The 25116-nt window shown below is 66.7% G+C and carries 22 protein-coding genes and 1 pseudogene; 13 read left to right on the plus strand and 10 right to left on the minus strand.

Annotation, left to right across the window (positions count from 1 at the left end):
• Positions 1-10: 10 nt before the first annotated feature.
• A complete protein-coding gene (locus ASD15_RS19030; protein ID WP_057156578.1) occupies positions 11-1702 on the plus strand; it encodes a cyclic nucleotide-binding domain-containing thioredoxin-disulfide reductase in 1692 nt (563 codons plus the stop codon).
• Here the strand turns inward: ASD15_RS19030 and ASD15_RS19035 are convergent.
• Genes ASD15_RS19035 through ASD15_RS19045 form a run of 3 tightly spaced genes read right to left on the minus strand, consistent with a single transcriptional unit; the run spans position 1699 to position 3506 of the window.
• Positions 1699-2451 carry an SDR family NAD(P)-dependent oxidoreductase gene (locus ASD15_RS19035; RefSeq protein WP_057156579.1) on the minus strand — a complete coding sequence of 251 codons (753 nt, stop codon included), beginning with the start codon at positions 2449-2451 and terminating at the stop codon, positions 1699-1701. The genes ASD15_RS19030 and ASD15_RS19035 overlap by 4 nt on opposite strands.
• A 17-nt stretch (positions 2452-2468) precedes the next feature.
• Positions 2469-2831 (minus strand): MerR family transcriptional regulator, encoded by a 363-nt coding sequence (locus tag ASD15_RS19040; protein WP_057156580.1) that lies wholly within the window; start codon positions 2829-2831, stop codon positions 2469-2471.
• 48 nt (positions 2832-2879) lie between these two features.
• On the minus strand, positions 2880-3506 hold the full coding sequence (locus ASD15_RS19045) for a flavodoxin family protein (protein ID WP_057156582.1): 627 nt from the start codon (positions 3504-3506) through the stop codon (positions 2880-2882).
• A gap of 209 nt (positions 3507-3715) precedes the next feature.
• Between ASD15_RS19045 and ASD15_RS19050 the strand changes: the two genes are divergently transcribed.
• The 3 genes from ASD15_RS19050 to ASD15_RS19060 all read left to right on the plus strand — a co-directional run bounded on the left by ASD15_RS19050 (position 3716) and on the right by ASD15_RS19060 (position 5670).
• Complete coding sequence (locus tag ASD15_RS19050; RefSeq protein WP_057156583.1) at positions 3716-4270, plus strand: hypothetical protein; 555 nt, start codon at positions 3716-3718, stop codon at positions 4268-4270.
• The gene (locus tag ASD15_RS19055) at positions 4267-4821 is read left to right on the plus strand and encodes a DUF4123 domain-containing protein (protein ID WP_082551949.1); all 555 of its coding nucleotides are present in this window, start codon (positions 4267-4269) and stop codon (positions 4819-4821) included. The genes ASD15_RS19050 and ASD15_RS19055 overlap by 4 nt, the downstream gene beginning before the upstream one ends.
• Positions 4822-4890: 69 nt before the next feature.
• Positions 4891-5670, plus strand: coding sequence for a DNA-binding protein (locus ASD15_RS19060; RefSeq protein ID WP_057156587.1), 780 nt, complete (start codon positions 4891-4893; stop codon positions 5668-5670).
• Here ASD15_RS19060 and ASD15_RS19065 read toward each other — a convergent pair.
• A complete protein-coding gene (locus ASD15_RS19065; protein WP_057156588.1) occupies positions 5667-6356 on the minus strand; it encodes a hypothetical protein in 690 nt (229 codons plus the stop codon). The genes ASD15_RS19060 and ASD15_RS19065 overlap by 4 nt on opposite strands.
• Positions 6357-6441: 85 nt before the next feature.
• Positions 6442-9681, minus strand: coding sequence for a di-heme oxidoredictase family protein (locus tag ASD15_RS19070; RefSeq protein ID WP_373888189.1), 3240 nt, complete (start codon positions 9679-9681; stop codon positions 6442-6444).
• 256 nt (positions 9682-9937) lie between these two features.
• Between ASD15_RS19070 and ASD15_RS19075 the strand changes: the two genes are divergently transcribed.
• The 3 genes and pseudogenes from ASD15_RS19075 (at position 9938) to ASD15_RS33275 (ending at position 11378) form a co-directional block, all read left to right on the plus strand.
• Entirely contained in the window at positions 9938-10264 is a 327-nt protein-coding gene (locus ASD15_RS19075) for a helix-turn-helix transcriptional regulator (protein ID WP_307188289.1), read from the plus strand.
• Positions 10251-10673 (plus strand): annotated as a pseudogene (locus ASD15_RS33270) (SRPBCC domain-containing protein); the annotation flags it as partial. The gene ASD15_RS19075 and the pseudogene ASD15_RS33270, both read left to right, overlap by 14 nt.
• Positions 10674-10700: 27 nt before the next feature.
• Positions 10701-11378, plus strand: coding sequence for a glutathione S-transferase family protein (locus ASD15_RS33275; RefSeq protein WP_057156774.1), 678 nt, complete (start codon positions 10701-10703; stop codon positions 11376-11378).
• Here the strand turns inward: ASD15_RS33275 and ASD15_RS19085 are convergent.
• From ASD15_RS19085 to ASD15_RS19095, 3 genes are read right to left on the minus strand one after another with little or no spacing between them, the layout of a single operon-like run.
• The gene (locus tag ASD15_RS19085) at positions 11375-12205 is read right to left on the minus strand and encodes an arginase family protein (protein WP_057156591.1); all 831 of its coding nucleotides are present in this window, start codon (positions 12203-12205) and stop codon (positions 11375-11377) included. The genes ASD15_RS33275 and ASD15_RS19085 overlap by 4 nt on opposite strands.
• Positions 12202-13467, minus strand: coding sequence for a sulfotransferase (locus ASD15_RS19090; protein WP_057156592.1), 1266 nt, complete (start codon positions 13465-13467; stop codon positions 12202-12204). The genes ASD15_RS19085 and ASD15_RS19090 overlap by 4 nt, the downstream gene beginning before the upstream one ends.
• A gap of 5 nt (positions 13468-13472) precedes the next feature.
• Positions 13473-14165, minus strand: coding sequence for a methyltransferase (locus tag ASD15_RS19095; RefSeq protein WP_057156775.1), 693 nt, complete (start codon positions 14163-14165; stop codon positions 13473-13475).
• 200 nt (positions 14166-14365) lie between these two features.
• Here ASD15_RS19095 and ASD15_RS19100 point away from each other — a divergent pair, with 200 nt between their 5' ends.
• The 5 genes from ASD15_RS19100 (at position 14366) to ASD15_RS19120 (ending at position 20886) form a co-directional block, all read left to right on the plus strand.
• On the plus strand, positions 14366-17065 hold the full coding sequence (locus ASD15_RS19100) for an HAD-IC family P-type ATPase (protein WP_057156594.1): 2700 nt from the start codon (positions 14366-14368) through the stop codon (positions 17063-17065).
• Between the two features lie 224 nt (positions 17066-17289).
• Positions 17290-17616 (plus strand): hypothetical protein, encoded by a 327-nt coding sequence (locus ASD15_RS19105; RefSeq protein WP_157201017.1) that lies wholly within the window; start codon positions 17290-17292, stop codon positions 17614-17616.
• 81 nt (positions 17617-17697) lie between these two features.
• Positions 17698-18102 carry a hypothetical protein gene (locus ASD15_RS19110; protein WP_057156596.1) on the plus strand — a complete coding sequence of 135 codons (405 nt, stop codon included), beginning with the start codon at positions 17698-17700 and terminating at the stop codon, positions 18100-18102.
• Position 18103: 1 nt separating this feature from the next.
• Positions 18104-19483, plus strand: a complete 1380-nt coding sequence (locus ASD15_RS19115) for a TolC family protein (protein ID WP_057156598.1) — start codon at positions 18104-18106, stop codon at positions 19481-19483.
• Between the two features lie 2 nt (positions 19484-19485).
• Positions 19486-20886, plus strand: coding sequence for a multicopper oxidase family protein (locus tag ASD15_RS19120; RefSeq protein ID WP_057156599.1), 1401 nt, complete (start codon positions 19486-19488; stop codon positions 20884-20886).
• An 18-nt stretch (positions 20887-20904) separates the two neighbouring features.
• Here ASD15_RS19120 and ASD15_RS19125 read toward each other — a convergent pair whose 3' ends face one another.
• On the minus strand, positions 20905-21648 hold the full coding sequence (locus ASD15_RS19125) for an ABC transporter substrate-binding protein (protein ID WP_082551951.1): 744 nt from the start codon (positions 21646-21648) through the stop codon (positions 20905-20907).
• Between the two features lie 177 nt (positions 21649-21825).
• Here ASD15_RS19125 and ASD15_RS19130 point away from each other — a divergent pair, with 177 nt between their 5' ends.
• The gene (locus ASD15_RS19130; RefSeq protein ID WP_057156601.1) at positions 21826-23805 is read left to right on the plus strand and encodes a sialate O-acetylesterase; all 1980 of its coding nucleotides are present in this window, start codon (positions 21826-21828) and stop codon (positions 23803-23805) included.
• Here the strand turns inward: ASD15_RS19130 and ASD15_RS19135 are convergent.
• Entirely contained in the window at positions 23802-25082 is a 1281-nt protein-coding gene (locus ASD15_RS19135) for a DUF418 domain-containing protein (protein WP_229418260.1), read from the minus strand. The genes ASD15_RS19130 and ASD15_RS19135 overlap by 4 nt on opposite strands.
• Positions 25083-25116 lie beyond the last annotated feature (34 nt).

Consider the following 25116-nt stretch of genomic DNA (forward strand, 5'->3'; position numbering starts at 1 on the left):
GGAGCCCGCCATGACCGCCTCGCCGTTCGACCAGCCGCCGCTTCCGACCCCGGAACTGGAGCGGCGCCGCCACCAGATTTTCCCGGTGCTGAGCGAGGCGGATATCCGCCACGTGAGCCGCTTCGGCGAGGAGCGCGTCTACCGCGGCGGCGAGGTGCTGTTCGAGGCCGGCAAGCCGACGCCCGGCATCATGTTCGTGCTGGAAGGCGGCATTACGGTCCACCGCCACAACGGCTTCGACACCTGCGCCCGGATCGCCACCCTGCGGCCGGGCCAGTTCACCGGCGAGGTCGGCGAGCTGTCCTGCCGGCCGGCCATGGCCAACGGCATCGCCAGCGGCGAGCTGCGGGTGCGGCTGCTGCCGGCCGAGGCGCTGCGCGCGCTGCTGGTCGCCAGCACCGACCTGAGCGAGCGCATCATCCGGGCGCTGATACTGCGCACCGTGACCCTGCTTGAGCAAAACTCCGGCGGCCCCGTCATCATCGCCCCGCGCGGGCATGGCCGGGTGCACGCGCTGGAGAGTTTTTTGACCGCCAACGCGCACCCCTACACGGTGCTGGACCCGGTCACCGATTCGCGCGCCGTCGCGCTGGTGGAGCAGCACCGGCCGGCGGCGGAGGAGTGGCCGCTGGTGGTCTGCCCTGGCGTGGGGCTGAAGAAAAATCCGTCGATCGTGGAGCTGGGCCGCTGCATCGGCATGCTGCGCCCGCTGAGCGAGGACAAGCTGTGGGACGTGATCGTGGTCGGCGCCGGCCCGGCCGGACTGGCGACGGCGGTGTATGCCGCGTCCGAGGGCCTGTCGGTGCTGGCGCTCGAAACGCGCGCCTACGGCGGCCAGGCCGGGGCCAGCGCGCGCATTGAAAACTACCTCGGTTTCCCGACCGGGATATCGGGCGGCGCGCTGACCGGTCGCGCTTACGTGCAGGCCGAAAAGTTCGGCGTCGAGATCGCCATTCCGGCGCCGGCGGGCCGGCTGGACTGCGCCGGCTATCCCTTGCGGGTGGAAATGTGCGGCAGCCTGACGCTGCTCAAGGCGCGCGCCGTGGTGCTGTCGTGCGGCGCCCGCTACCGCCGGCCGTCGCTGGCCAACCTGAAGCAGTTTGAAGGCAAGGGCGTCTATTACTGGGCCTCGCCGGTGGAGGCGCAGCTGTGCAAGGCGGAAGAGGTGGTGCTGGTAGGCGGCGGCAATTCGGCCGGCCAGGCCGCCGTGTTCCTGGCCGGCCACGCCGCCAAGGTGCACATCCTGATCCGCAAGGGCAGCCTGGCCTCGACCATGTCCAGCTACCTGATCGAACGGATACAGGCCACGCCCAACATCGAGTTGCACACCCACTCGGAAATCATCGCGCTGGAAGGCGACGACGACGGCTTAAAGCAGGTCCGGATACGCAGTTCGCGCAGCGGCGAGGAAATCGATTGCGATACCTGCCGCGTGTTCCTCTTTATCGGTGCGGACCCCAACACGGGGTGGCTGGGCGACTGCGGCGTGGAAGTCGACGAACACGGCTTCATCCGTACCGGTTTCAACGCCATGCTGCCCTTGCAGACCAGTGTTCCCGGCGTGTTTGCCATCGGCGACGTGCGCGCCGGCTCGACCAAGCGGGTGGCCGCAGCGGTCGGCGAGGGTGCGGCGGTGGTGGCGCAGATCCACCAGTTCCTGGCAGCTGCGGAGCTGCAGGCGGTACAGACCTCACAGGTTTAAGCCGCGTCCAGGCCGCCGTCCACCGTAATCACCTGGGCGGTGAGCCAGGCCGCACCGGGCGCGGCCAGCGCGACGATCCAGGGCGCCACATCTTCCGGCACGCCGCGCCGCCCCAGCGGAATGCGGGCGGCTTCCTCGGCCTTCACTTGGACCACCTGTTCCGGCGACAGCTTCATGCGTTCGGAGAGGAACTCGGTTTCGGTCGGCCCGGCCGCCACCGCGTTGACGCGCACGCCGTCGGGCGCCAGCTCCAGCGCCCAACAGCGCGTCATGTGTTCCAGCGCGGCCTTGCTGGCAGCGTAGTGGGACAAGCCCGGCGCCGCCTTGTGGCCGAAAGTGCTCGAAACGTTCACGATGGCGCCGCGCGCAGCCTTCAGATGCGGCAGCGCGGCAGTGGCCAGCAGCGACGGGCCGATCACGTTGACCGCGAAAATCTCCCTGACGCGTTCCACGCCGGCTTCGGCCAGCGGCAGGATGGCGCCTGCGCCCGCGTTGTTCACCAGGATATCCAGCCTGCCCCAGCGTTCGATGACGGTTCGCACCGTCTGCGCCGCGTCTTGCGTACTGCCGGCGTCGGCCACCACGTAGCCGATGCGCGGATTCTCGCCGGCCAGCTCCTGTAAAACCGCCTCGCGGCGGCCGGTGACCACGACGCGCGCGCCTTGCGCCGCGAACTGCCGCGCAGCCGCGCGGCCTATGCCGGCGCCGCCGCCGGTGATCAGTACAACTTTGTCGGTAAATTGATGCATTTCCTTGTCCTTTTTGGTTAAAAAGCAGAGGGGAGGAACAGCTGCGCCATGCGTTCCGCCAGGCGCGCCCGCCGTTCGCCGAGTACCGCGAGCAGCGCATCCAGTTCCTGCAGCTTTGCGCGGTGCTGCAGCAGGCCGGCCTCGCATTGTCCGGCCTCCGCCTGCTCTTGCGCGTAGCAGTGCATAAAGCCCTGGATCTGCCGCGTGCTGAAGCCGCAGTCAAGCAGTTCGCGCACCCAGCGCACCTTGCCTACCGTGTCCGGCGCATAGTCCCGGTAGCCGTTCGGCAGCCGCCGCGACTGAATCAGCCCTTGTGCTTCGTAGTGCCGCAGCAGGCGCCCGGTGATGCCGGCGGCGCGCGCAAGTTCGCCTATCCGCATTGCTCATCCCCCTTTAGCCATTCTCGGCGATTGACATTAGTGGCATTGTCAAGCGGCCTGGCGTTCGGCCAAGTCTTCCGACAAGGCCGCGCGGCCGGCCGCCATCTGGCGCGCCGCCAGCGCAACCCGGGAGCCCAGATGGGCGGAGGTTTTCAGGTCGGCCGGCGTGGCGCCTTCGTCAGCGCCCGCGTCGGCGTCCGACTGTGCCGCCGCGCCGATATAGAAGCCGTGGCGGTTCAGCGTGTCCTCGCTGCTTTGGGAGCTGTTGTGGCCACCCTGCAGGCCCAGGTTGATCCAGTTCATGCCGTGCTGCGCGGCGAAGATGGCGAGCTGCTGCAGCGTGGCCAGCTTGTCGCCGGAGCGGTTGGCGGCGTTGGTGAAGCCTGCGGCCAGCTTGTCCTTCCATTTGGCATCGATGAAGGCGCGGCGCGAACTGGCGTCCATGAACATTTTGAACTGGCCGGAGGCGCTGCCCATGTAGGTGGGGCAGCCGAAGATGATGGCGTCCACCTGTTCCAGCGTGTCCCAGTACCGGTCGATCTCCCCGACGCCGATCAGCAGGGCCTCCGCGCCTGCCGAGGTGGCGCCGGTTGCGACGGCCTCGGCATGCCTGGCGGTGTGGCCGTAGCCGCTGTGATAGACGACGGCGACGCGAACGTTGATTGCTTTTGACATGATGTGTCTTTCGGTAGGTCGCGGCGGCACGGGTGTGCCACCTCATACACTATTAGACGCAGGCGCAGGCCGGTTTGTGACAGGCTGCCCATCAACACGCGCCGATGAGGCTACGGGCAGGGGGCTTGGGGCGGCGGATAGAATTGGAGAGAATTGGCAGCGTTGAAAGGTGAAAGAATAGACATCACACTTCACCTTGCGCACCTCCCATGAACGTCTGCCTCTCGGACCACCCGGACCGGCTTGAACTCAGCATCTTCCGCGCGCGCGGCGCGTCCGGCAGCGTGGCGCACGGCAGCGCGCAGGAGGTATACCGCTACATCAAGGCGCGTACCAGCCGGATCGGCGCTGCCGCCGAACTGCGCGAGCTGATGGAGAAGCAGGGCGCGCACAATCTGCGCTCCGACGACGACGTGTGGCGCGAGGCCGCCTCGCAAGTGATGCTGGGGCGCCTGTTCCTGCTGCTGGGCGAGCAGCGTCCGGCCGTCAGCCCCGGTGCTGGCGACCCCGAGGCGCCGCCAGCGCTGGCAGAGCGCCCCAGGCGTCCCGCCGTCTCGCCGCCGCCGCCGTTGCCGCCGCCGCGCAAGGCAGCAGCAACTGAAGCGCCGCCGCCCGAACCCGAAGTAACGGCGGCGCTGGCGCAGGACGTGCAGGCGGCGGCGCTGGAAGAGGCGGCCAAGGACGGCACGCCGTTCTGCGAAGTCTGCGAGAAGGCCAAGGCGGCGCGCGAAGCGGCGGCAGCGGACTCCCGGGCCGCAGCATGAGCGCCGCGCCGGATATCGTCGCGGCCCCTGTACCCGCCCCCGGTCGCTTGCCTGAGCTGGATGCCGCGGTTGCGGCACTTTGGCCGCACGGCGACAGCCTCAATGCGCCGCAAGTGCACATGCTGGCCGATGGCGCGCGCGACGTGGCCATCGCGCCGATGATACGGTTCGGGAAGCTCGACTATGACTGCCTGTTCGCGGAACCGCTGACGCCGCGCCTGCGCGCGGCCGCACCCTACCTGGTCCATCTGGCGGCGGCCTCCGCGCAGTCGCGCGAGATGCTGCGCCGCTGCGGCGACGGACATTGGGGCATCCTGGTTTCCGCTCCCTCGCACGTCACCACCCGCCAGTTGCGGCTGCATTTCAAGAAACTCCTCTGGGTGCACGACGAGCGGGGCCGCAAGCTGAACTTCCGCTTCTACGATCCGCGCGTGCTGAGTGTGTATCTGCCCACCTGCACCCAGGAGGAACGGGACATCTTCTTCGGCCCCGCCGAGTCACTGTTCTGCATGCAGGGCGCAAGCTTGCAGCGCTACGATCGCCGCACTTGATTCCTGGCCAAGTATGCTGTAATGTATTACGTAATTACATATTACGTAATACATTACAGGAGAATCTGGATGGCCAGGACCGGACTCGATAAAGCCGATGTGCAGCGCGCGCGCGACAGCCTGGTGGCGCAGTCGCTATACCCTTCGGTCGATGCCGTTCGCATCGCACTGGGCAATACCGGCTCGAAGTCCACGATACACAAGTATTTGAAGGAACTGGAACAGGAGCAGGGCGGGGCGCCCCGCCAGAATTCGGTCAGCGGCGCCTTGCAGGACCTGGTGGCGCGCCTGGCCGCCCGGCTGCACGAGGAGGCGGACGGCCGCATCGCTGCACTGGCGCAAGAGCACGAGGAAGAGCGCGCGCGCCTGGACAACGGATTGGTCCAAGCCCGTGCCGAAGCGGCAGACTTGCACGCACGGCTGAACGCGGAAATCGCCGGCCATGCGCAGGCCCGCGCGCAGCTGCAAACCGAAACGCTGGCGCGCCACAAGGCAGAACAGCAAGTGGAGCACCTGACGGAACGGCGCGAGCACGTGCAGGCCGAGCTGCGCAAGGCACAGCAGGCGCTGGTGCTGAAGCAGGAGGAACTGGCGCGCGCAAATCAGGAGGCAGCCAAGGCGGCCACGGAGCTGGCGCACGCGCGGGTCGCGGCATATGACGCCCAGCGCCTGGCGCGGGAACAGGAGGCCAGGCTGGGCCAGATGCGGGAGATGGAACTGGAGCTGGCCAGGTCACGCGCGGCGGCGGACGGGCAAGCGGGCCTGGTGGCCGAGTTGCGCGGCATGTTGCAAGGCCAGCGGGACGGACGGAAGGATGCGGCGCCCAAGGCCGGCCGCAAGCGCGGCTAGGCCAGCGGCGGCTCCCGTGCGGCACTTGGCCGGAATTTTCCCTTGATCTCATCCAGCTGTTCGTCGATGGAAAAGGGCAGCACCTTGGCCAGCAAGTCCAGCAGCAGGAAGGCGTTGATGGCGCCGTCCCCCGTGATGGCATGCTTCAGCCGTGCGGCCATGCCGGCGTTGACGGTCTGCAGCGCCAGGTAGCTGGCCTTCAGGCCGTCCAGTTCCCAGTCCGGGATGCCGCCTTCGCGTTCGATGAAGTACTGCGCCAGCAAGTAGGTGGAGGTCGCGCGGTAGATGGTTTCCTCCTCGGACGCAAACGGCAGGTGGAACTGCGCCATGGGACGCAGGAAGTCCACGCGCGGGCAGGCACTGCTGGCGGAGAGCAGGCCCATCAAGGCGCCTATGCCGCGCTGCACTGTTGTGTCCTTGCTCACCGTGCGCTCGGGCATGTCCACGCGCACTTCCACCTTGTCATAGGAGCGCAGCGCGCCAACCATGGCCACCAGCGGCACGAAGCTTACGGCCATCGGGCAATGCGGCGTGCTGCCGGGCTGCAGCGGGCAATTGGCGCATTGCTGGAATTCGAGGGCGGTCCAGGCGGGCAAATCGGCCGGGGCCGCGCCCGGACCCGCGTCGGCCGCGCAGGAAGCGGTGTGGCCGTCGGCAAAGCGGAAGTGGTAGAGCACATTGTGCATGGCGGTTCCTGGAGGCGCGGGCTAAGCTGCAGTGTATTCCCGGCGCGCGGCTTTCTCAACCGCGCACCGGGCCGCCAACGCTGCGCTACAACGACTTCAGGAATGCAAGCAGGGCTTCGCGGTCGGTTTTGCTCAAGCCTTCAAAGCGCTGGCGCGCGGCGTTGGCTTCGCCGCCGTGCCACATGACGGCTTCGGTCAATGTGCGGGCGCGGCCGTCGTGCAGGTAGCCGGCCTGGCCGCCGTTGCCCAGCACTTTGTCGGTGTAGCCTATGCCCCACAGCGGCGCGGTACGCCACATATGGCCCTTCGCCTGGCCTTCCACCACCTTGTCCGCCAGGCCTTCGCCCATGTCGTGCAGCAGCAGGTCGGTGTAGGGGCGGATGGTCTGGTTGCGCAGTTCTGCGAACAGGTGGCCGCTGCCGGTCTTCATCTCCACCGTGTGGCAGGCGGCGCAACGCATGGCCTGGAACAGCCGGGCTCCGGTGCTGACCTGCTGCGCGTCCACACGGTGTTCGTCCAGCGGCGCCACGCCTTTCGGGAAGCCGCTCGGCATGCTGCGCTGTGCGGGCACAGCCACCAGCGCCAGGTAGCGCGAAATGGACTGCAGGTCCGCTTCCGTCATGCCCTTCTGCGGGCTGGCCTTGGCGCAGCCTGCAGGATCGGTGGCGCAGGAGCGGTTGGGGTAGACCGGCGAGGTGACAGCCATGTCCTGCAGCAGCGCGGCGGCAGCCTGGTGGCGCAGCGAGGCCTTGGACGCCTTCCAGCCGAAGCGGCCCAGCCGCACGGCGCCGGTTTCCGGGTCGAACACCCAGTTCGGCACGCCCTTGACGCCGTCGGCGTCCGGCGTGCTGCCGGCGCGCGACAGGATGTCCGCCTCGGGCACCGCTTCCAGCAGGCCCGCGCCTATCATGGGCTGGGCCGCGCGCAGCGAGTGCATTTCCGGCACCGCCCCTTCGAAGCCCAGCACCGGCTTGCGCAGTTCCACGGCGCTGCCATCCGCCAGCCTGGCGGTGCGCGTTTCAAAGCCCGCCACGCGCACCCCGGTGCCCCAGTTTTGCGGCGCGCCGCTGGCCGAGATGGCGTGCATCTGCACCGCCGCGCCGTACAGCGGATGCGGCACCTGCTGGCCGGCAGCGTTGGTGGCGGCAACCCGCACCGACATGGTGTCGAGCAGCTGGTTGGCGGCAAACGGCGCCGGGCTGCGGCCGTTGTTGACGTGGCAGCCGATGCAGGCGGACTGGTTGAAGCGCTGGCCTTGCAGGCCAACGGCTGCCGTGTAGCGGTCGTTGCCGGGCTCGTTGTGATCGCCGGTGGTGAAGCTGGTATGCACCAGGCGGCGGCCTTCGACGAAACGTTGCACGTTCTGCATGCCGATGTTGTTGTGCGGCTGCTGGAACATGAACAGGCCGTTGTCCGAGTAGTTATAGGACACCGAGCCGTCGCCGCCGGACAGCGTTTCGGCCGGCAGCGGCACCGAGTTCAGGCGCGGCTGCACGCCGTACCATGGCCGCAAACCGGTGCCCACCACGTAGATCCACTCGGCGGAGTAGTAGCGCACGCCGCCGCTGTCGCCCTTGGCCTGCATGGACTCGGCGGTGCTGAACATGGAGGGCGACACTTCGATCACATCGCCCACCACCAGCGGCCGGGCAGGGATGTTCTGGCCGTTCGGGAAGCCGTTGGCGTCCAGCGCGTTCATGCCCGGGTAGTTCTTCACCTGGATGGTGCAGCCGCCGTTGATGCCGTCTGCATTGCTCAGCCGGTTGTTTGCCGGGTAGGCGACCGGCTTGCAGATGTCGATATTGTCGTTGATCAGCTGCCCGGGCGCCATCCAGCCGTAGCCGGTGACGCCGGGCCGGTCGATGGCGCGGAAGAAGGCCACGCCACCCTTGAGGAAGTCCACCGTGGTGTACTGGTTCACGGTCAAGGTAGGCTTGGTCACGCCGGCCACGCGGCTGTTGTCGATCACCTCCACGCCCCAGGTGCGGTTCTTGAAGTACTGCGGCACGAAGGTCAGGTAGTTGCCCGGGCCTTTGTCGCGCGGCATACCGGTGACCGGATCCACGGTCTCGTTCGGGCCGTAGCCGATCTCGTTCCATTCCTCGCCGCGTTCGCGGCCGTGGCGGGCCAGCCCGCGTGCGCCGAAACGGGTGACCAGGGTGCCGTCCGGCAGCGTGAACTGCAGCGTTTCCAGCGGTTCGGCGGCGGACGGCAGGGGCGCCCAGCCGGACCCGCTGGCCGGGAATTTCAGGGCCGAGGTGACGGACGTGGGCAGCGTGTTGTCGCTGCCTGGCGACTTGAACTCCACTTCGAACAGCGAATAGCCGTAGCTGGTGGCGCGCGCGATGCCTTGCAGGCGAACGTAGCGGGCGTGGATGCCGAGGTTGAAGAACTCTTCGGTGCCGCCCTGGCCGTTGCCGACGTAGCGCGCCTGCGACCAGTTCTGGCCGTCGTCCGACGCTTGCAGCGCGTACTGCTTGCCGTAGGCGTTCTCCCATTGCAGCTTCATGTAGCCGACGCGGGTTTTGGCGCCAAAGTCGAACTGGATCCAGGCGCCGTTCTCGGCCTTGCTGGCCCAGCGCGTGGCCAACTTGCCGTCGATCGCCTGGCCGGCAGCCAGGCCACCGTTTTCCGGCTGGGACGAGGCCGCCGCAACCGGTTTGAGCAGGACGCCGGGACGGGATGTGTCGATCGGGCCGGGATCGCTTCCAGGATCGGGCTGCGGGGCCGGCTCAGGCTGCACCACCGTGCCGCCCGAATAGGCCTGGATCTCGAAAATCGAATAGCCGTAGCCGGTGGAACGCTTCACGCCCTGCATGCGCAGGTAGCGGCCTTGCCCGGTGAGGGCGGTCCAGTCTTCGGAACCGCCGCTACTGCCTTCGACCGCCTTGATGGTGGTCCAGTTCGCGCCGTCTTCCGAGGTTTGCAGCAGGTACTGCGTGGCGTGCGCATTTTCCCAGTCGATGCGGACCCGGTTGATGGGCACGGAGGCGCCGAAATCCAGCGTCAGCGATTGCTCGTCCGAAAAGGCGCTGCCCCAGCGCGTGCTGACGCTGCCGTCGATGGCGGCGGCGGCAGCCAGGTCGCCGCGTTCGGCCGAGGTGGCGCTGGCGCCCACCGGCGTCAATGCCGTTTCCTGCGCAGCGCCGGCTGCGGCCATGCCCCTGGCCGAACTGCCGCCCTGGATGCTGGAGCTGAGCAAGGTTGGGCCGCCGCTGACTTTGCTTTCGCTGCCGCCGCCACCGCCGCAAGCGGCCAGCAGCAAGGAAAGGGCGAGAGGTAGCCCTTGGATGGATGGATTTCTTCGATATGGCATGTGGTGCATGCTACCTCCCATGAAACAGTTTCAAGTTAAAAATGACAACCGTCATATTGACTTGCCAATTAAAAGCCGCCTGTGTGAGGCGGCTTGCGATGTGCTCGGGACAGTTACCATGGACTTCCCGTAGAGCAACTTTTGGTAACATATCTTGTGTCATGAATCATGTCAAGCGCCACACTTTGCCTGAATCGCCATTGACCCGGCTGGCGCAGCGTGCTAATTTAACCTAATGGTTAAATACGAAAGCCAATTGGATGCGGTGTTTACCGCGCTGGCCCACCCGGCCCGGCGCGCCATGCTGGCTCGCTTGAGCCGGGGCACCGCCACCGTGGGTGAACTTGCCGAACCGTTCGAGATGTCGCTGCCTGCGGTAACCAAGCATCTCAAGGTGCTGGAGCGGGCCGAACTGATCAGCCGCAGCAAGAGCGCCCAGTGGCGTTTGTGCCGGCTGGAAGCGGCGCCCCTGAACAGCGCTTCCGGCTGGATAGACGAACAGCGCAAGGTGTGGCAGTCGCGCCTGGACCGCCTGGAAGACTACCTGCATGTCCTGCAAAACGAGAAAGGAAGAGACGATGGCAACGAGTGAACGCGAACTGGTGCTGCAACGGGAACTGCCGTTTCCACGCGAATTGATATGGAAGGCCATGACCGTGCCCGAGCACGTGAACAGATGGTGGGGGCCGGATGGTTTCCGCAATGAGAACGTGGCCATGGACTTCCGGGTCGGCGGCGCCTGGACGTTTGACATGGTGGGCCCGGATGGCGCCCGCTATCCCAATCGTTCCGTGTACAAGGAGATTACGCCGCCGTCACGCCTGGTGTACGAGCACGGCGACGGCGCCCGGGTCTGGTTCGAGGCCAGCATCGTGCTTGAAGAGACTGCCGGCGGCACCCTGATCACTTTGCGCCAGCTGTATGACAGCCAGGCGGCGCGCGACGAGGTGGTGGAAAAATACGGCGCCATCGAGGGCGGCAAACAGCACCTGGCCAAGCTGGACAATTATCTGCGCGAGCACGGCGGCCTGGCTGCCGGGACCGGCACGCAGCTTGCGCTGTACGGCCATCCGTTTTCCTCGTACACGCAGAAAGTGCTGATTGCGCTGTACGAAAACGGCACGCCGTTCGAATTCCGCTGTCTGGGCCCGGATACGCCGCAGCACGCTGCCGAGTGGCAGCGCCGCTGGCCGCTGAACAAGTTCCCCTTGCTGGTGGACGGCGAGCGCGACCTGGCCGAGAGCAGCATCATCATCGAGTACCTGCAGATAGTCCATCCCGGACCGGTGCGGCTGCTGCCTGCGGACGCCACGGCGGCGCTCGACGTGCGCTTTATGGACCGCTTTTTCGACCTGCACGTGATGACACCGATGCAGCATGCGGTAGGCGGTGCGTTGACAGGTGTAACGGCCAAACGGGAGGAAGCGCTGGCCTACGCCGCCGGCAAACTGGAAATGGCCTACGCCTGGCTGGAGCGCCATCTCGCAGGCAAGGGCTGGGCCGCCGGCGCCGAGTTCTCGCTGGCCGACTGCGCTGCGGCGCCGTCGCTGTTCTACGCCGACTGGACGCATCCCATTTCGGCCAGCTATCCGGTGCTGAGGGCTTACCGCGCCCGCCTGCTGGCCCGCCCGTCCTTCGCCAGGGCGGTGGAAGAGGCGCGGCAGTTCCGGCACCTGTTCCCGCTGGGAGCGCCGCAGCGCGACTAAGGCAGCAGCACCCGCAGCAGGTCCAGGCAGGCGCGCGCTGCCTGGCCGCCGCTGTCCTGCTCTCCATGCCAGGACGAAACGGATACGCCAACCAGCGGAAAGCCGCGCAGGCGCTCGAACAGGGCCGCCATCTGCTCCAGGCCAGGGCCGTTGGGCACATGGTATTTCAGCGCGGGCATGCGCTGCGACTCGTCCAGCACATCGGTGTCGAAATGCAGGTACAGGGTTTCGCCGGACGACAAGTGCGTGAGTACATCGTCCCATTCGCTGTGCACGATGGCGGAAGCGCGCAAGGCTTCGTCTTCGCCGGGATCCAGGTCGCGCGCGTCGGACAACACGATGCGCTCCTCGGGATAGGGGCGCGCGCCCACCTGCGCGCGCATGGCGGCGATGCTGTCGCGCTGTTCCTTGCGCCGGTCGGGCCGGCCCACCAGCATGGCCAGCGGCATGCCGCCCAGATATTGCGTCTGGGTGGTGGCCCAGGTATGGAAGTCGCCGTGCGCGTCCAGCCACAGGATGCGTTGCGGCTCGCATCCGGCCTGCTGCAAGCCCGCCAGCATGCCTATGGATGAGACGCAGTCGCCGCAGATGCTGAGCGGCAGCTCGCCGGTGCGCACGGCCAGCCGGACTTGCTCGGCCAGCAGGGCGTAGATGGTACCCATGCTGCGCAGCTGCTCGTTCTTGTCCGCAATGGTGACAGGCGGTTGCTCGGGCGGGGCGATGATGGTCCAGGGATGCTCGTCCAGCTTGGCGACCTGGCGCAGGCCGTCGCGCCGCTGCCCCATCAGATAAGGTGCCAGCAGCCGCCGTACCGCCGCGCCGCTCATTGCCACGCCTCCGGCTCGGCGCCGTAGCCCAGTTCGCGCATGGTGCGCGCGACGTCGGGCAGGCGGGCCAGCGGTTCCAGCAGCAAGCGGCGCTTGCGCCAGCGGCCGGGCGCCGGTGTTTCGGTGGCCATGGTCACCGGCAGCTGGCGCCCGCACAGGTCCGGCGGCGGCGGCAGGTCCAGCCAGCCGTACACGCGCGCCAGCGTGCCGGCGGGATCGGCCAGGAAGTCTTCGAACGCGACGCGGTGCGCGGCCACGCCGCTGTCCAGGATATGGCGGTGGCAGGACAGCCACTGGTTCAGGCACACCAGCTCCAGGCTGCTGCGCGCGTAGGCGCGCCAGTTCGGCGGCAGGTCGAATTTCCACCAGCGGCGCCCGAAGGCGCGGAAATTGGAGTAACCCTCGATGGCCAGTTCGGCGCCGGCGCGCGCCATGTCGTGCGAAAAGAAGCCGGTGGGCGACAGCCAGCCGTCCATCAGGCCGTTGACGCACTGCGCGTAGCCGCGCGTCAGGTGGATGTGGCGCACGTCCGCGTTGGGAAACAGCTGCTGATAGAGGCCCGGGCGGTAGGCATCGGACGGCGTCTTGAACAGTAGCACCTTGCTGGCCGCATCGTCCTCGGTGCAGCGCCGGCGCCGCAGGTCGGGCAGCACGAAAGGCGGCTCCTCGATCTTGGCTGCCTCCGCGAAAGGACGGCATTCGCCGGGGCCGATCTTGCCGTCATAATAGTCCAGGCGCCAGTGTTCGCCCCCGAATATGCCGGCCAGCACGGCCCTGGCCACGTCCTGCTGTGCGATGGCGCGGCCCTGGCCGGGGGCTTGCTCGCAGGCGGCGCCGAACGATGCGGCCAGCGCCTGCTGCAGACGCGCGTAGGCGTCCCGCGTGCCGAACAGGGCAGGAAATTGCAGCAGCAAACGCTTGCTCCAGCGCTGCTGCAGCTCGCCCAGCGGGGCGATGTGCGCGGTGGCGATGCTCAGGCCATCGAAGATGTTGTCGGCCAGTCTGTCCGGCTGTGCCAGGCGGTCGATAGCGTCGCTGGCGCAGGCCGCGTCCTGGCCGAAGCCATTGCCGCTCAGCGCCAGGAAGGGCTCGGCTTCACCGTCCAGCGCTGCCACGCCGGGGTGGCTGGCCATGGCCGCCTTGAACAGCGTGGAGCCCGAGCGCGAACTGGTGAGAATGACCGCCACGCGGCGCACGCTGGCGCGCCAGGGCGCGTGGGGCACGGCGCGCAGGGAGTTGACGCTGGCAAGCAGGCTGTCCATCGCCGCTAGGCGGACGTGGCGCGCTGGAACAGGAAGGCGTAGAACTGGCGCTCTTCGGCTTCGCCGGGCACGCTGCTGGCCAGCAGCGCGATGCTAAAACCGGCTTCCGCCGCCAGCCGCTTGACCTCGTCCACGGCGCCGAAATTGGAATGCGAGAAGTAGATCCGGCCGCCAGGCTTCAAATACTTGCCGGCTTCACGGAAGAAGCGGGTATTGGTTTGAAACTCGGTGTCCCACTGCGAACGGGCCACCACGTCGTGCGCGGGCTTGTTGCGGAAGGGCAGGTTGGCGGTAATGACGTCGAACTGCTCGCCGCCCACCTCGTCGAACAGGTCGGAGCGGCGCACTTCCATGACGCCGTCGAAGCCATGTTCGTGCGCGTTGTGGGTGGCGCTGCGCACCGCCGCCGGGTTGATGTCCAGCGCCAGGACGCGCCCGGCCTGCGCGTAACAGCTGAAAATGGCGATGACGCCGGAGCCGGTGCCCACATCGAGCACGCTCTCACCGGGTTCGATGCGGAAATTGCGCACCAGCGGCTGGCTGTCGAGGAAGGGCCAGAAGGTGTCCGGATAGACGTGGAACTTCTTGCCGAGATAGGTGATGGTGCGGCCTTCGTCCGGCACTTCCTTGAAAGCCTTCTGCCGGCTGCGCTGCCACCGGTCGACCTTGAGTTCATTGACGGGCAATGCGGATTCCATGGCGAACTCCAGCGGTTTGACGTGCACCATACTACGCACGCCGCCAGGCCGAATCAAGCGTGTGCGGCGGCCTGTGCAGGAACCCCACAACTTGCAGCTTACGAGCCGCGCGGCTTCACCGCCCGGTTATTTTTGATCTGGATCAACGAAGTTTCAATAGGGGCGCCCCATAATGGCGCCTGCTCAAGGCGGACCTAACCATGGAAAATCATCTGACACCGATTCCCGCCGATGCATGGCACGCCTGGACGGCGGCCGAGGTCCTGGCGCGCCTGCAGACCGGCGCGCAAGGCCTGGCCGGCGAGGAGTGCACGCGGCGAGCCGCGCTGTCCGGGCCGAACCGCATGCCGGCGCCGCCCAGGCCCAGTCTGGTGATGGCCTTCCTGCGCCAATTCAATAACGCGCTGATTTACGTCCTGCTGGCATGCGTGGCCGTGACGGGCGCGCTGCAGCACTGGGTCGACAGCGCCGTGATCCTGGCGGTGGTACTGGTCAACGCCGTCATCGGCCTGGCCCAGGAAGGCAAGACCGAGCGGGCAATGGACGCGATCCGCGACATGCTGGCGCCGGCTGCCACCGTGCTGCGGGAGGGCCGGCGCGCCACCGTGGGGGCCGAATCGCTGGTGCCGGGCGACATCGTGCTGGTGGAGGCCGGCGACAAGGTGCCGGCCGACTTGCGGCTGCTGTCTGCTCATGCGGTCTCGGTGCAGGAGGCGATCCTGACGGGCGAATCAGCCACGGCAGCGAAGCACTGCGCACCGGTGGCCGCCGGTGCCGCGCTCGGCGACCGTGCCAACATGCTGTTCTCGGGCACCATCGTTGCCACCGGACAGGCGCACGGCGTGGTGGTGGCCACCGGAGCCTGCACGCAGATTGGCCGTATCAGCGGCATGCTGACCGAGGTGGGCGTACCCGATACGCCGCTGGTCCGGCAGATGACGGTGCTGTCGCGCTGGCTGACCGCGCTGATCCTGCTGCTGGCGGGCTTGATGCTGGCGTATGGCTATTTCGTTGGGCGTTACCCGTTCGGCGAGATCTTCATGGCGGTGGTTGGGCTGTCGGTGGCAGCGATCCCGGAAGGGCTGCCGGCCGTGATGACGGTGACCCTGGCGGCCGGCGTGCAGGCCATGGCGCGGCGCAAGGCGATCGTCCGCCGCTTGCCGGCCATCGAGTCGATCGGCGCGGTGTCGGTGATCTGCACCGATAAAACCGGCACGCTGACCCGCAACGAGATGATGGTGGGCGCGGTCGTCACCGCCGGGCACGTCTTCACGCTGCAGGGCGATGGCTATGCGCCGACCGGCGCGCTGCACCTGGATGAAACCGAAGTGGACGCCGGCGAGTTTGCCGTGCTGGAGGAACTGGCGAGGGCGGCGGTATTGTGCAACGACGCCGAGCTGCACGACCGCACCGGCACCTGGTCGGTCGAGGGCGACCCGATGGAAGGAGCGCTGCTGGCGTTCAGCGGCAAGATGGGCATAGACGCATCCGGCGAGCGGCGCTTCTGGCGCCGTACCGACGCCATCGCCTTCGACGCCCGCCACCGCTACATGGCGACGCTGCACCACGACCATCTCCACCATGCGGTGGTGTATGTGAAGGGAGCGCCCGAGCGGGTACTGGCCATGTGCCGCAGCCAGCGCGCCGAAGGCGGCGCCACCGCGGCGCTGGACCGTGGCTATTGGGAGCGGCAGGCCGAGTCGCTGGCGGGCCGTGGCCAGCGGCTACTTGCCTTCGCCGCGCTGCCCGCTCCCGGTGCCACTGCAGTGCTGGAACACAGCACGGTTGAAGGGCCGCTGACGCTGCTCGGAATGGTGGGCATGGTCGATCCGCCGCGCCTCGAAGCGGTGAACGCGATAGCACAGTGCCATGCGGCCGGCATCGCCGTCAAGATGATTACCGGCGACCACGCCAGCACCGCTGCGGCCATCGGCCGGCAAGTCGGGCTGGCCGGTGCCGGCCAGGTGCTGACCGGCGCCGACCTGGACGGCATGGACGACATGGCCCTGCGCGGCGCGGCCGCATCGTGCAATGTATTTGCGCGCACCAGCCCGGAGCACAAACTGCGCCTGGTGATGGCGCTGCAGGCGCAAGGCATGACGGTGGCCATGACGGGCGACGGCGTCAACGACGCTCCCGCACTCAAGCGTGCCGACGCCGGTATCGCGATGGGGCGCAAGGGTAGCGAGGCGGCCAAGGAGGCGGCGCTGCTGGTGCTGGCCGACGACAATTTCGCCACCATCGTGGCGGCGGTCCGCGAGGGCAGGACGGTCTATGACAACCTCAAGAAGGTTATTAGCTGGACCTTGCCGACCAACGCAGGCGAGGCCGCCACCATCGTGGCTGCCCTGCTGTTCGGCACGGTGCTGCCGGTCACGCCGGTGCAGATCCTGTGGGTCAACCTGGTGACGGCGTCCACGCTGGGGGTCGCGCTGGCGTTCGAGCCGACCGAGGACAACACCATGGTACGTCCTCCGCGCGCCCGCAGCGAGGCGCTGATCGGACCGGCGCTGGCCTGGCACATCGTCCTGGTGTCGCTGCTGTTCGTGGGTGGAGTGTCGGGCATACTCAACTACGCGCTGGCCAAGGGCTATCCGATCGAACTGGCGCGCACCATGGCGCTCAATACGCTGGTGGTGATGGAGGTCTTCCACCTGTTCTTCATCCGCAACATCTACGGCACTTCGCTGACGTGGAAGGGCCTGCGCGGCACCAGGGCGGTGTGGGCGACCATCGCCATGGTGACGGCTGCCCAGTTCGCCGTGACCTATTTGCCGCCCATGCAGGCGTGGTTCGCGACCCGCCCGGTGCCCTGGCTGGACGGCTTGCTGGTGGCCGGCACCGGCGTGGTGCTGTTCGCGCTGCTCGAGATCGAAAAGCAGATCCGGCTGCGCCTGTGAAGACGGACGGCCGAATAGGCGGAAAAGTGCTTGACCTTCCCGCAATGGGAAGGTGTAGCGTATGCTTACCTTACTCGACTTGCCATGGTTTGGCCGGCTGCTGTACCATTTGCACACTCATGCGTATACTTTTCCGTTTCCTGTTGTGGATGTTGATAGCAGCAATGCCGCTGCAGGGGAACGCGTTCGCCGGTATCCCATGCGCCGGCACGGCTGGCACAGGCATGGAAAGCCATGGTAGGCAAGCGCCGCCCGCCGCGCACCACGCCATGGCCGCCAGCCAGCACTGTGCGGACATGGCCGGCGTGGCCGCCGCCGTTCCGGCAAACGGCGGCCATGACTGCGCCGGCCACGATGGCGGCGATGCTGCGGAAAGCCATGGCAAGTGTAGCCAGTGCGCAAGTTGCTGCACGGGCGCGTCCGCGCCGCCGGCCATGCCTTCCCCGGTTTTCCCCGCTGCCTTCTCCACGGTCGCGCCATCCGCAGCCGAGCCTGCGATGATTGCCCACGTTCCGGCAACGCCCAAGCGTCCGCCGCGCCACAACGCCTAAGCATCGATATAGGCGCGGGCTGCGGCCCGCCTTGCCCGGCGCTGCGGCGGCGGGCCTTCATTCCCCTTTAGAAAGAACATCATGAATCGCTTCAGCTTGCTGCTACTGGCAGCCGTTGGCGCGCCGTTGCTGGTGCACGCACAGGTCGCCCGCCCGCCGGCGGCTGTGACGGACGCCAACGCCGCCGTGCCTGCTCTGCAATACCGGTCCATCTTTACCAGCCAGCCAACCCCTGACCCTGCCACCACGCCCGACAAGGTGTGGATCCAGGCCAACCGCGACGTCACCGGCGGCTCGGGCCACGGCGGTCATGGCGGTCATGCAGGCCACGGCACGGAGCCGGCCCGGCAACCGGCTGCCGATCCGCACCAGGGCCACCAGGACCCGCACCAGGGACATAAGGAACAGAAGGACCATGACGGCCATCAGCACCAAAGGAAGAACAAGGTCCACGAGGGCCACGACATGCACAAGAAAGGCCACTAACATGCAGAACTTACCCACGCCCGCGCTGGGCCGCATGGCGGCGGCGATGTCGGCCGTATTGCTGGCAGGCTGCGCCAGCCTGTCGCCGGATGGCGGACTCAATGACGTCTCGCGCCTGACCCGGGAGCGCATCGGCCAGCCTGCTGCCTTTACCAAGCAAACCGCGCAGGAAGATGGCGCCGGCAATGCACAGGTGCAGTCGCTGCTGTCCCAGCCGCTCAGTGCGGACACGGCGGTGCAGATTGCCTTGTTGAACAGCCCAGCGCTGAAAGCCTCATTGGCCGAACTGGGCCTGTCTGAAGCCGAGTTCGTGCAGGCCGGCCGCCTGCGCAACCCCAGCTTCGGCTTTAGCCGGGTGCGGGGCGGCAACGACAAGGAGATCGAACGCAGCATAAGCTTCGACCTGGCCGGGCTGCTGACCTTGCCGGCGCGGCACCGTATTGAACAAGGCCGATTCGAGCAGGCCAAGCTGCAAGCGGCATTGCAGGCGGTGCGGCTGGCGGCTGACACCCGCCGCGCCTACTACATGGCGGTGGCAGCCGCGCAGTCGGCAGCGTTTGCCGAGCAAGTGCGCGGCGCCGCCGAGGCGTCCGCCATGCTGGCGGCGAATATGGCCAAGGTTGGCAACTGGAGCAAGCTGGACCAGGCCCGCGAGCGCGCCTTCCATCAGGACGCGATGACGCAGCTGGCGCGCACCCGCCACGCAGCGGCGGCCAGCCGAGAGAAGCTGATCCGGCTGCTGGGCCTGTGGGGTGAGCAGCAGAACTTCAGTCTGCCCGACCGCTTGCCGGACTTGCCGGCGCAGCCGCAGGAACCCGGCAATGCCGAGGCGCGCGCGCTGTCGCAGCGGCTCGACGTGCTGGCGGCGCGGCGCGACGTGGATGCCACTGCTTCCGCGCTCGGGCTGACCAAGGCCAGCCGCTTTTTCAATGTCTTCGACGCAGGCTATACAAACAAGAGCAGCACCGGCGCGCCGCGCGGGAACGGCTACGAGATCTCGCTGGAATTGCCGCTGTTCGACTGGGGCGGGGCCAACGTGGCACGCGCCGAAGCGCTGTACATGCAGGCGGTACACCGCACGGCGGACACCGCGGTGCGGGCGCGCTCCGAAGTGCGCGAGGCCTACTCGGCCTATCGCACCACCTACGACATCGCGCGCCACTACCGCGACGACGTGGTACCGCTGCGCAAGCAGATTTCCGATGAAGTCATGCTGCGCTACAACGGCATGCTGGCCAGCGTATTCGAACTGCTGGCCGACTCGCGCGAGCAACTGGCCAGCGTCAACGCCGCCATCGACAGCCAGCGCGACTTCTGGATCGCCGAGAGCGAGCTCCACTCCGCCATCAACGGTGGCGGCAATAACGAACCGAGGAATTAAGCATGTTTTCACGCCGAGACTTTTTCAAGGGCGCCGGCGCGGTCGCCGTCAGCGCTGCCGCCGTCAGCAAAGCCGGGGCCGCGACCCTGCCCGAAGCCATGCTGATGGACAGCCCCAGAACGGTGGTGCCGCCGCCACCGCCCAACGGCCGGCCCTTCAATCCGGTAGTCACGTTGAACGGATGGTCGCTGCCATGGCGCATGAACAACGGCGTCAAGGAATTCCACCTGGTGGCCGAACCGGTGGTGCGCGAGCTGGCGCCTGGCATGAAGGCAAACCTGTGGGGCTATAACGGCCAGTCACCCGGCCCGACCATCGAAGTGGTGGAGGGCGACCGTGTACGCATTTTTGTCACCAACAAGCTGCCCGAGCAGACCAGCGTGCACTGGCACGGCCAGCGCCTGCCGAACGGCATGGACGGCGTGACCGGCCTGACACAGCCCGGCATCGCGCCCGGCAAGACCTTCGTCTACGAGTTCGTGGCCAAGCGTCCCGGCACTTTCATGTACCACCCGCATGCAGACGAAATGACGCAAATGGCCATGGGCATGATGGGTTTCTGGGTAACCCACCCGAAAGATCCCTCCTTGCACGCGGTGGACCGAGACTTCGTATTCCTGCTGAGCGCCTACGACGTCGAGCCGGGCAGCTACACGCCGAAGACCAACACCATGCTCGATTTCAACCTGTGGACCTTCAATAGCCGGGTGTTCCCGGGCATCGATTCTCTGCACGTGCGGCAGAACGACAAGGTGCGCATCCGGGTCGGCAACCTGACCATGACCAACCATCCGATCCACATGCACGGTCACGAATTTGTCGTCACCGGCACCGACGGCGGCTGGACCCCGCCGGCGTCGCGCTGGCCGGAGGTCACGACCGATATCGCCGTGGGCCAGATGCGCGCCATCGAGTTCGTTGCCACCGACCTGGGTGACTGGGCGCTGCACTGCCACAAGTCGCACCACACCATGAACGCCATGGGGCACGGCGTGCCCAACCTGATCGGTGTCGACCATCGCGGCGTGGCAGAGAAGATCAACAAGATCGTGCCGGGCTACATGGTCATGGGTGAGAAGGGCGGCTCCATGGGCGGCATGGAAATGCCGCTGCCGGAAAATACGCTGCCGATGATGACGGGCGAAGGCCCGTTCGGCGGCGTGGAGATGGGCGGCATGTTCACCGTGCTGAAGGTACGCAAGGACCAGAAGCGCGGCGACTATTCCGATCCGGGCTGGTACAAGCACCCGGCCGGCACGGTAGCCTACGAATGGACCGGCGAGCTGCCCGCGCCGCAGCGCAGCGCCAGCGCCGGCGGGCAGTCCATGCCGCTGGTGAAAAAGCCGGACGTCGAAGTTACAGTGCGCAAACCGTCGGGCGGCAATGGCCATCACGGGCACTAAGGCGCCACGGCCCTGCGGCTAGAACCACTTCTTCTGCAGGGCCGCGAAGGTACCGTTGGCCTTGACGGTTTCCAGCCCCCTGCGGAAGCGCTCCACCAGCAGGTCATCGGTCTTCGTGCCGAACGCCATGTAGCTGCCGCCGCTTCCCAGGTCGGCGAGGTGCAGCACGCGCGCCAGCACCTGCGACGGATCGCCGCCGTCACGCCGCACAATGTCGGTCGCGACCATCTCGCTCATGGCCCACAAGTCGACGCGCCCCAGCTTCAGCTTTTCGTAGGTTGTCCTCGGCAAGGCATTGCCGTGCAAATGACGGCCCTTGACGAAGCCCCTGGATTCCAGATACTGCTCGCGCGCGTCGCTGTTGATGGTGCCGATCTTGTAGTTGCGCGCGTCGCCGAGATTGTCCAGCTTAAGCTTGCGTTCGCGCAGGGCGAACAGATAGGAGCTGTCGGGCGGCGAGACCACGCCGACCCACTTGAACAGATGCTCCCGCTCGGCGGTTCGCATGATGGAGAAGATCAGCACGTTCTCGCTGTGCAGCGCGGTCGCGTAGGCGCGCGCCCACGGCATGATCTGGATGCTGGCCTGCACATCGATTTCCTTGAGGACCGCCTCGACGACCTCGGTGCTGAAGCCGGTGACCCTGCCGTTTTCCAGAAAATTGACGGGCCGGTTTTCCTCCGTGACGCAGGTCACCGTGATGCCCGCGTTCACGGCGGTGGCCCAGCATAGCAAACCCACCCAGAGCAACAGGCGAAGCATCTTGACCCCTCAGTATTCACTCAAGATACATTGTACGCGCGTTGCAATCGGATTTTCCAAGGCCATCGAGCAAAAAATATAACGCACCTTGGCGGTTTTAGTGATGGTGGTGGGCTGTTCCACGGAGCGAAATAACGCCAAACTTCACACTACCGACACCACCCATCCTATACCCGTATGAATGAACACTTCCGCACCCGCCTGGCCGGCCTGGCCGTCATCCTGATTGCCTCGTCGCCCTGGCCGGCGGCGCGGGCGCAGGCAGCGGCGCCCGCCTTCGCAGCCGTTTTCAGCGATCACGCCGTACTGCAACGGGGCGAGCCCTTGACCGTATGGGGCACTGCGGCACCCGGGCGGCGCGTCATGGTGAACCTGGGCGGCACGGCTGCCGAGTCCAACGCCGGGACGGATGGCCGGTGGCGCGTGGCCTTGCCTGCGATGACGGCCGGCGGCCCCCATGCGCTGGCAGTAAGCGACGGCAGCGGCGCAACGACGCTCAAGGACATCATGATCGGCGACGTCTATCTGTGCGGCGGACAGTCGAACATGGCGTTCCCGGTACGGCTCTCCACCGGCGCATGGTCTGATTTTCCCGCCAATTCCGAATTGCGCTTCCTGAACATTCACATGGCCAGCGAGCCCGCCCGCCAAGATGACCTGAAACGGCCGGCGGAATGGAAGGTGGTCACGTCGAAGAGTGTGGGCGAAGCCTCTGCGGTGTGCTATTACATGGCACGCAGCCTGCAACAGAGCCAGAAGGTGCCGGTCGGCTTCATCGGGGCAACCTGGGGCGGCACCACCATACAGGGCTGGATTGGGCCGTCGTCGCTGAAGACATTGCCGGCCTATGCCAGGCAGCTGGCTGCGCTGGCCGATATGGCCAGCAATCCCGTCAAGGCGATGGCCGACGAAGCGCGCCGGCACGAGCAGTGGTGGGAAGCGCACGACCCGCAAGCGAAGGCGCAGCGCACCTGGAGCTCGCCCGGCTTCGACGATTCGGCATGGCCCAGCCTGACGCCGAGGGGATCGTGGAAGGATGCCGGCGTTCCCGCGCTGGCAGGCTTCGACGGCGCCGCGTGGTTCCGCACCACCGTCACGCTTGACGAGGCACAGGCGAAAGCTGCCAACGCGATTCAGCTCGGCCCCATCGATACCTATGACAGTACCTGGGTCAACGGCGTGCGCGTTGGCGGCGGCAGCACGGCGTGGGTGTGGCGCGACTACGCCGTGCCGGCAGGCGTGTTCAAAGCGGGCCGCAATGTGATCGCGGTCCGGGTTCTGGGCGGCGCCAGCGGAGGCGGGCTGACAGGTGGACCGGAGAACCGCGCCATCAGGACGGGTGACGGGAACTTGATTGCCTTGCCAGCGGCATGGAAGTACCAGCCTGGCATGCGCGCGAAGGGCTTGTCGATCCCGCCTTCGCCGTGGGACATCCCGACCAGTTTGTCAACCCTGCACAACGCGATGATCGCGCCGCTGGCCGGCTACAAGTTCAAGCTGGCCGCGTGGTACCAGGGCGAGTCCAACGCAGGGCAGCCCAGCGAGTACGAGACTTTGCTGCCGTTGCTGATTGCCGACTGGCGCAAGACCTTTGCCCAGCCGGAGCTACCATTTCTCGTGGTGCAGTTGTCGTCGTTCGGCGGCGTGGCGGCACAGCCGGGGGAGTCGAACTGGGCACGCTTGCGCGAGGCCCAGGCCATGACCGTCCGCAACGACCGGCGTGCCGGCTTGGCGGTCTCCATCGACGTGGGCGACCGCACCGACATTCATCCACCGCAGAAAGCCGTGGTCGGCGAGCGGCTGGCGCTCGCGGCCCGCGCAGTGGCCTACGGTGAAGCGATTGCGCCCGGTGGGCCGGAAGCGACCGGCGTTACGCGGTCCGGCGACGACCTGTTGGTCAAGTTCAGGAACACCGGCGGCGGCTTGCGCACCTACAGCGCCGGGCATGCGATCGGCTTCGAAACCTGTACCGGCAAAGCTTGCCGGTACGCGCTGGCGGTGGCGCAAGGCGACACTGTCGTACTGAAAGGGGCCAACCAGCCAGGCACGACCCATGTGCGCTATGCCTGGGCCGATGCGCCCTATGTGAACCTATACAGCACGGACGACCTGCCGGCGGCGCCGTTCAAGATGGAGCTGACCAGGACCGTCGACTAATTCTGCACGGCCTTGAGGCCGCCACCGGTGCTGCGGCCGGCCCAGGTGGCGCGGTGCCACAGCGCTTCCAGCGGCCCTTGTTTATGCCTGCGCAGCCACCAGACGCTGAACCAGCCTTGCAGCAGTGCCAGGCCAAGCCCGATCAGCAGCGACTGGCTTGCGCCGGTGACCTTGTACAGGCCCAGGCCATAGCCGTAGTAGATGAACGATCCCGCCACTGACTGCGTGAAGTAACTGGTAAGGCTCATGCGGCCCAGCGGCGCGAAGATGCTCACGAGGCGCTCCCGGGTGCCGCCCTGAAACAGCAGCACGAAGCCCGACACCAGTACGAGCATGAAAGCGAGGTTCGACCAGGTGGCAAGCATGACCGATAGCGGCTCGCGCACGGCCTCGCCGGAGACCAGGCCGCGCAGTTCGGACTTCAGGAAGAACAAGGGAAGGAACAGCAGCGATGCCGCCAGCAGGGTCCTGGTCCAGAAACGCCTGCTTTCGGGCGAGGGCACAAACAGCGACAAGCGTCCGGCCAGCATGCCCAACATGAACAGCGCCGGCATCTGGAACATGCGCCCGTTTTCCCAGCTCCACAGCAGCGCCGCCATCCTGCCGTTGGTGAAATTGCCGTACAAGGTGGCAAGGAGCGAGTCGCCGCGAAGGTAGGCGGCACCCCTGCCGAAATAGGCCCAGGAAGCCGGGTCTGCCAGCTTGAGTTCGGGATGCTGCAGCGCGTTGATCAACGCCAGCCACTCCACCGGCTGCAGCATCAGCACCAGCGCGATCAGGAAGACGGTCTTGTTGCCCAATCGCGCAACGGGAATCAGCAGCAGCCCGACGGTGGCGTAAAAGGCGAGAATATCGCCCTGGTAGAACAGTGAATTGAGCAGGCCAAACCCGAACAGCAACATCAGGCGCCAGGCGAAGCGTGTCCGGAAGTCCTCGCCGCGCTGTTGCCGGGCGTGCAGCTGGATGAAGAAGGTGACGCCGAACAGCAGCGAGAAAATGGCGTACGATTTGCCGCCAAAAAGGAAGAAGATGGAGTCCCAGACCGCCGAATCCAGTGACTTCAGCCATTCCGTCAGGCCTGGCGGCCGGTAGATCAGGTCGAAATGCTCGACGTTATGCACGAGCATGATAGAAACGATGGCGAAGCCCCGCAGGGCATCGATCACATCAAGGCGGGCAGGTATGGCGGGCGTAATTTTCATCGCGGACGATGCTAAACGAAATGCGCGCGGCCGCAAAGTGAAATCGGCTGATGCTCGAAAATCATAAGCGGACATGGCCGGTTTCAAGCTTGACGGCGCGGAGCAGGGC

The sequence above is a fragment of the Massilia sp. Root351 genome, from assembly GCF_001425045.1.
GTDB lineage: Bacteria > Pseudomonadota > Gammaproteobacteria > Burkholderiales > Burkholderiaceae_D > Rugamonas.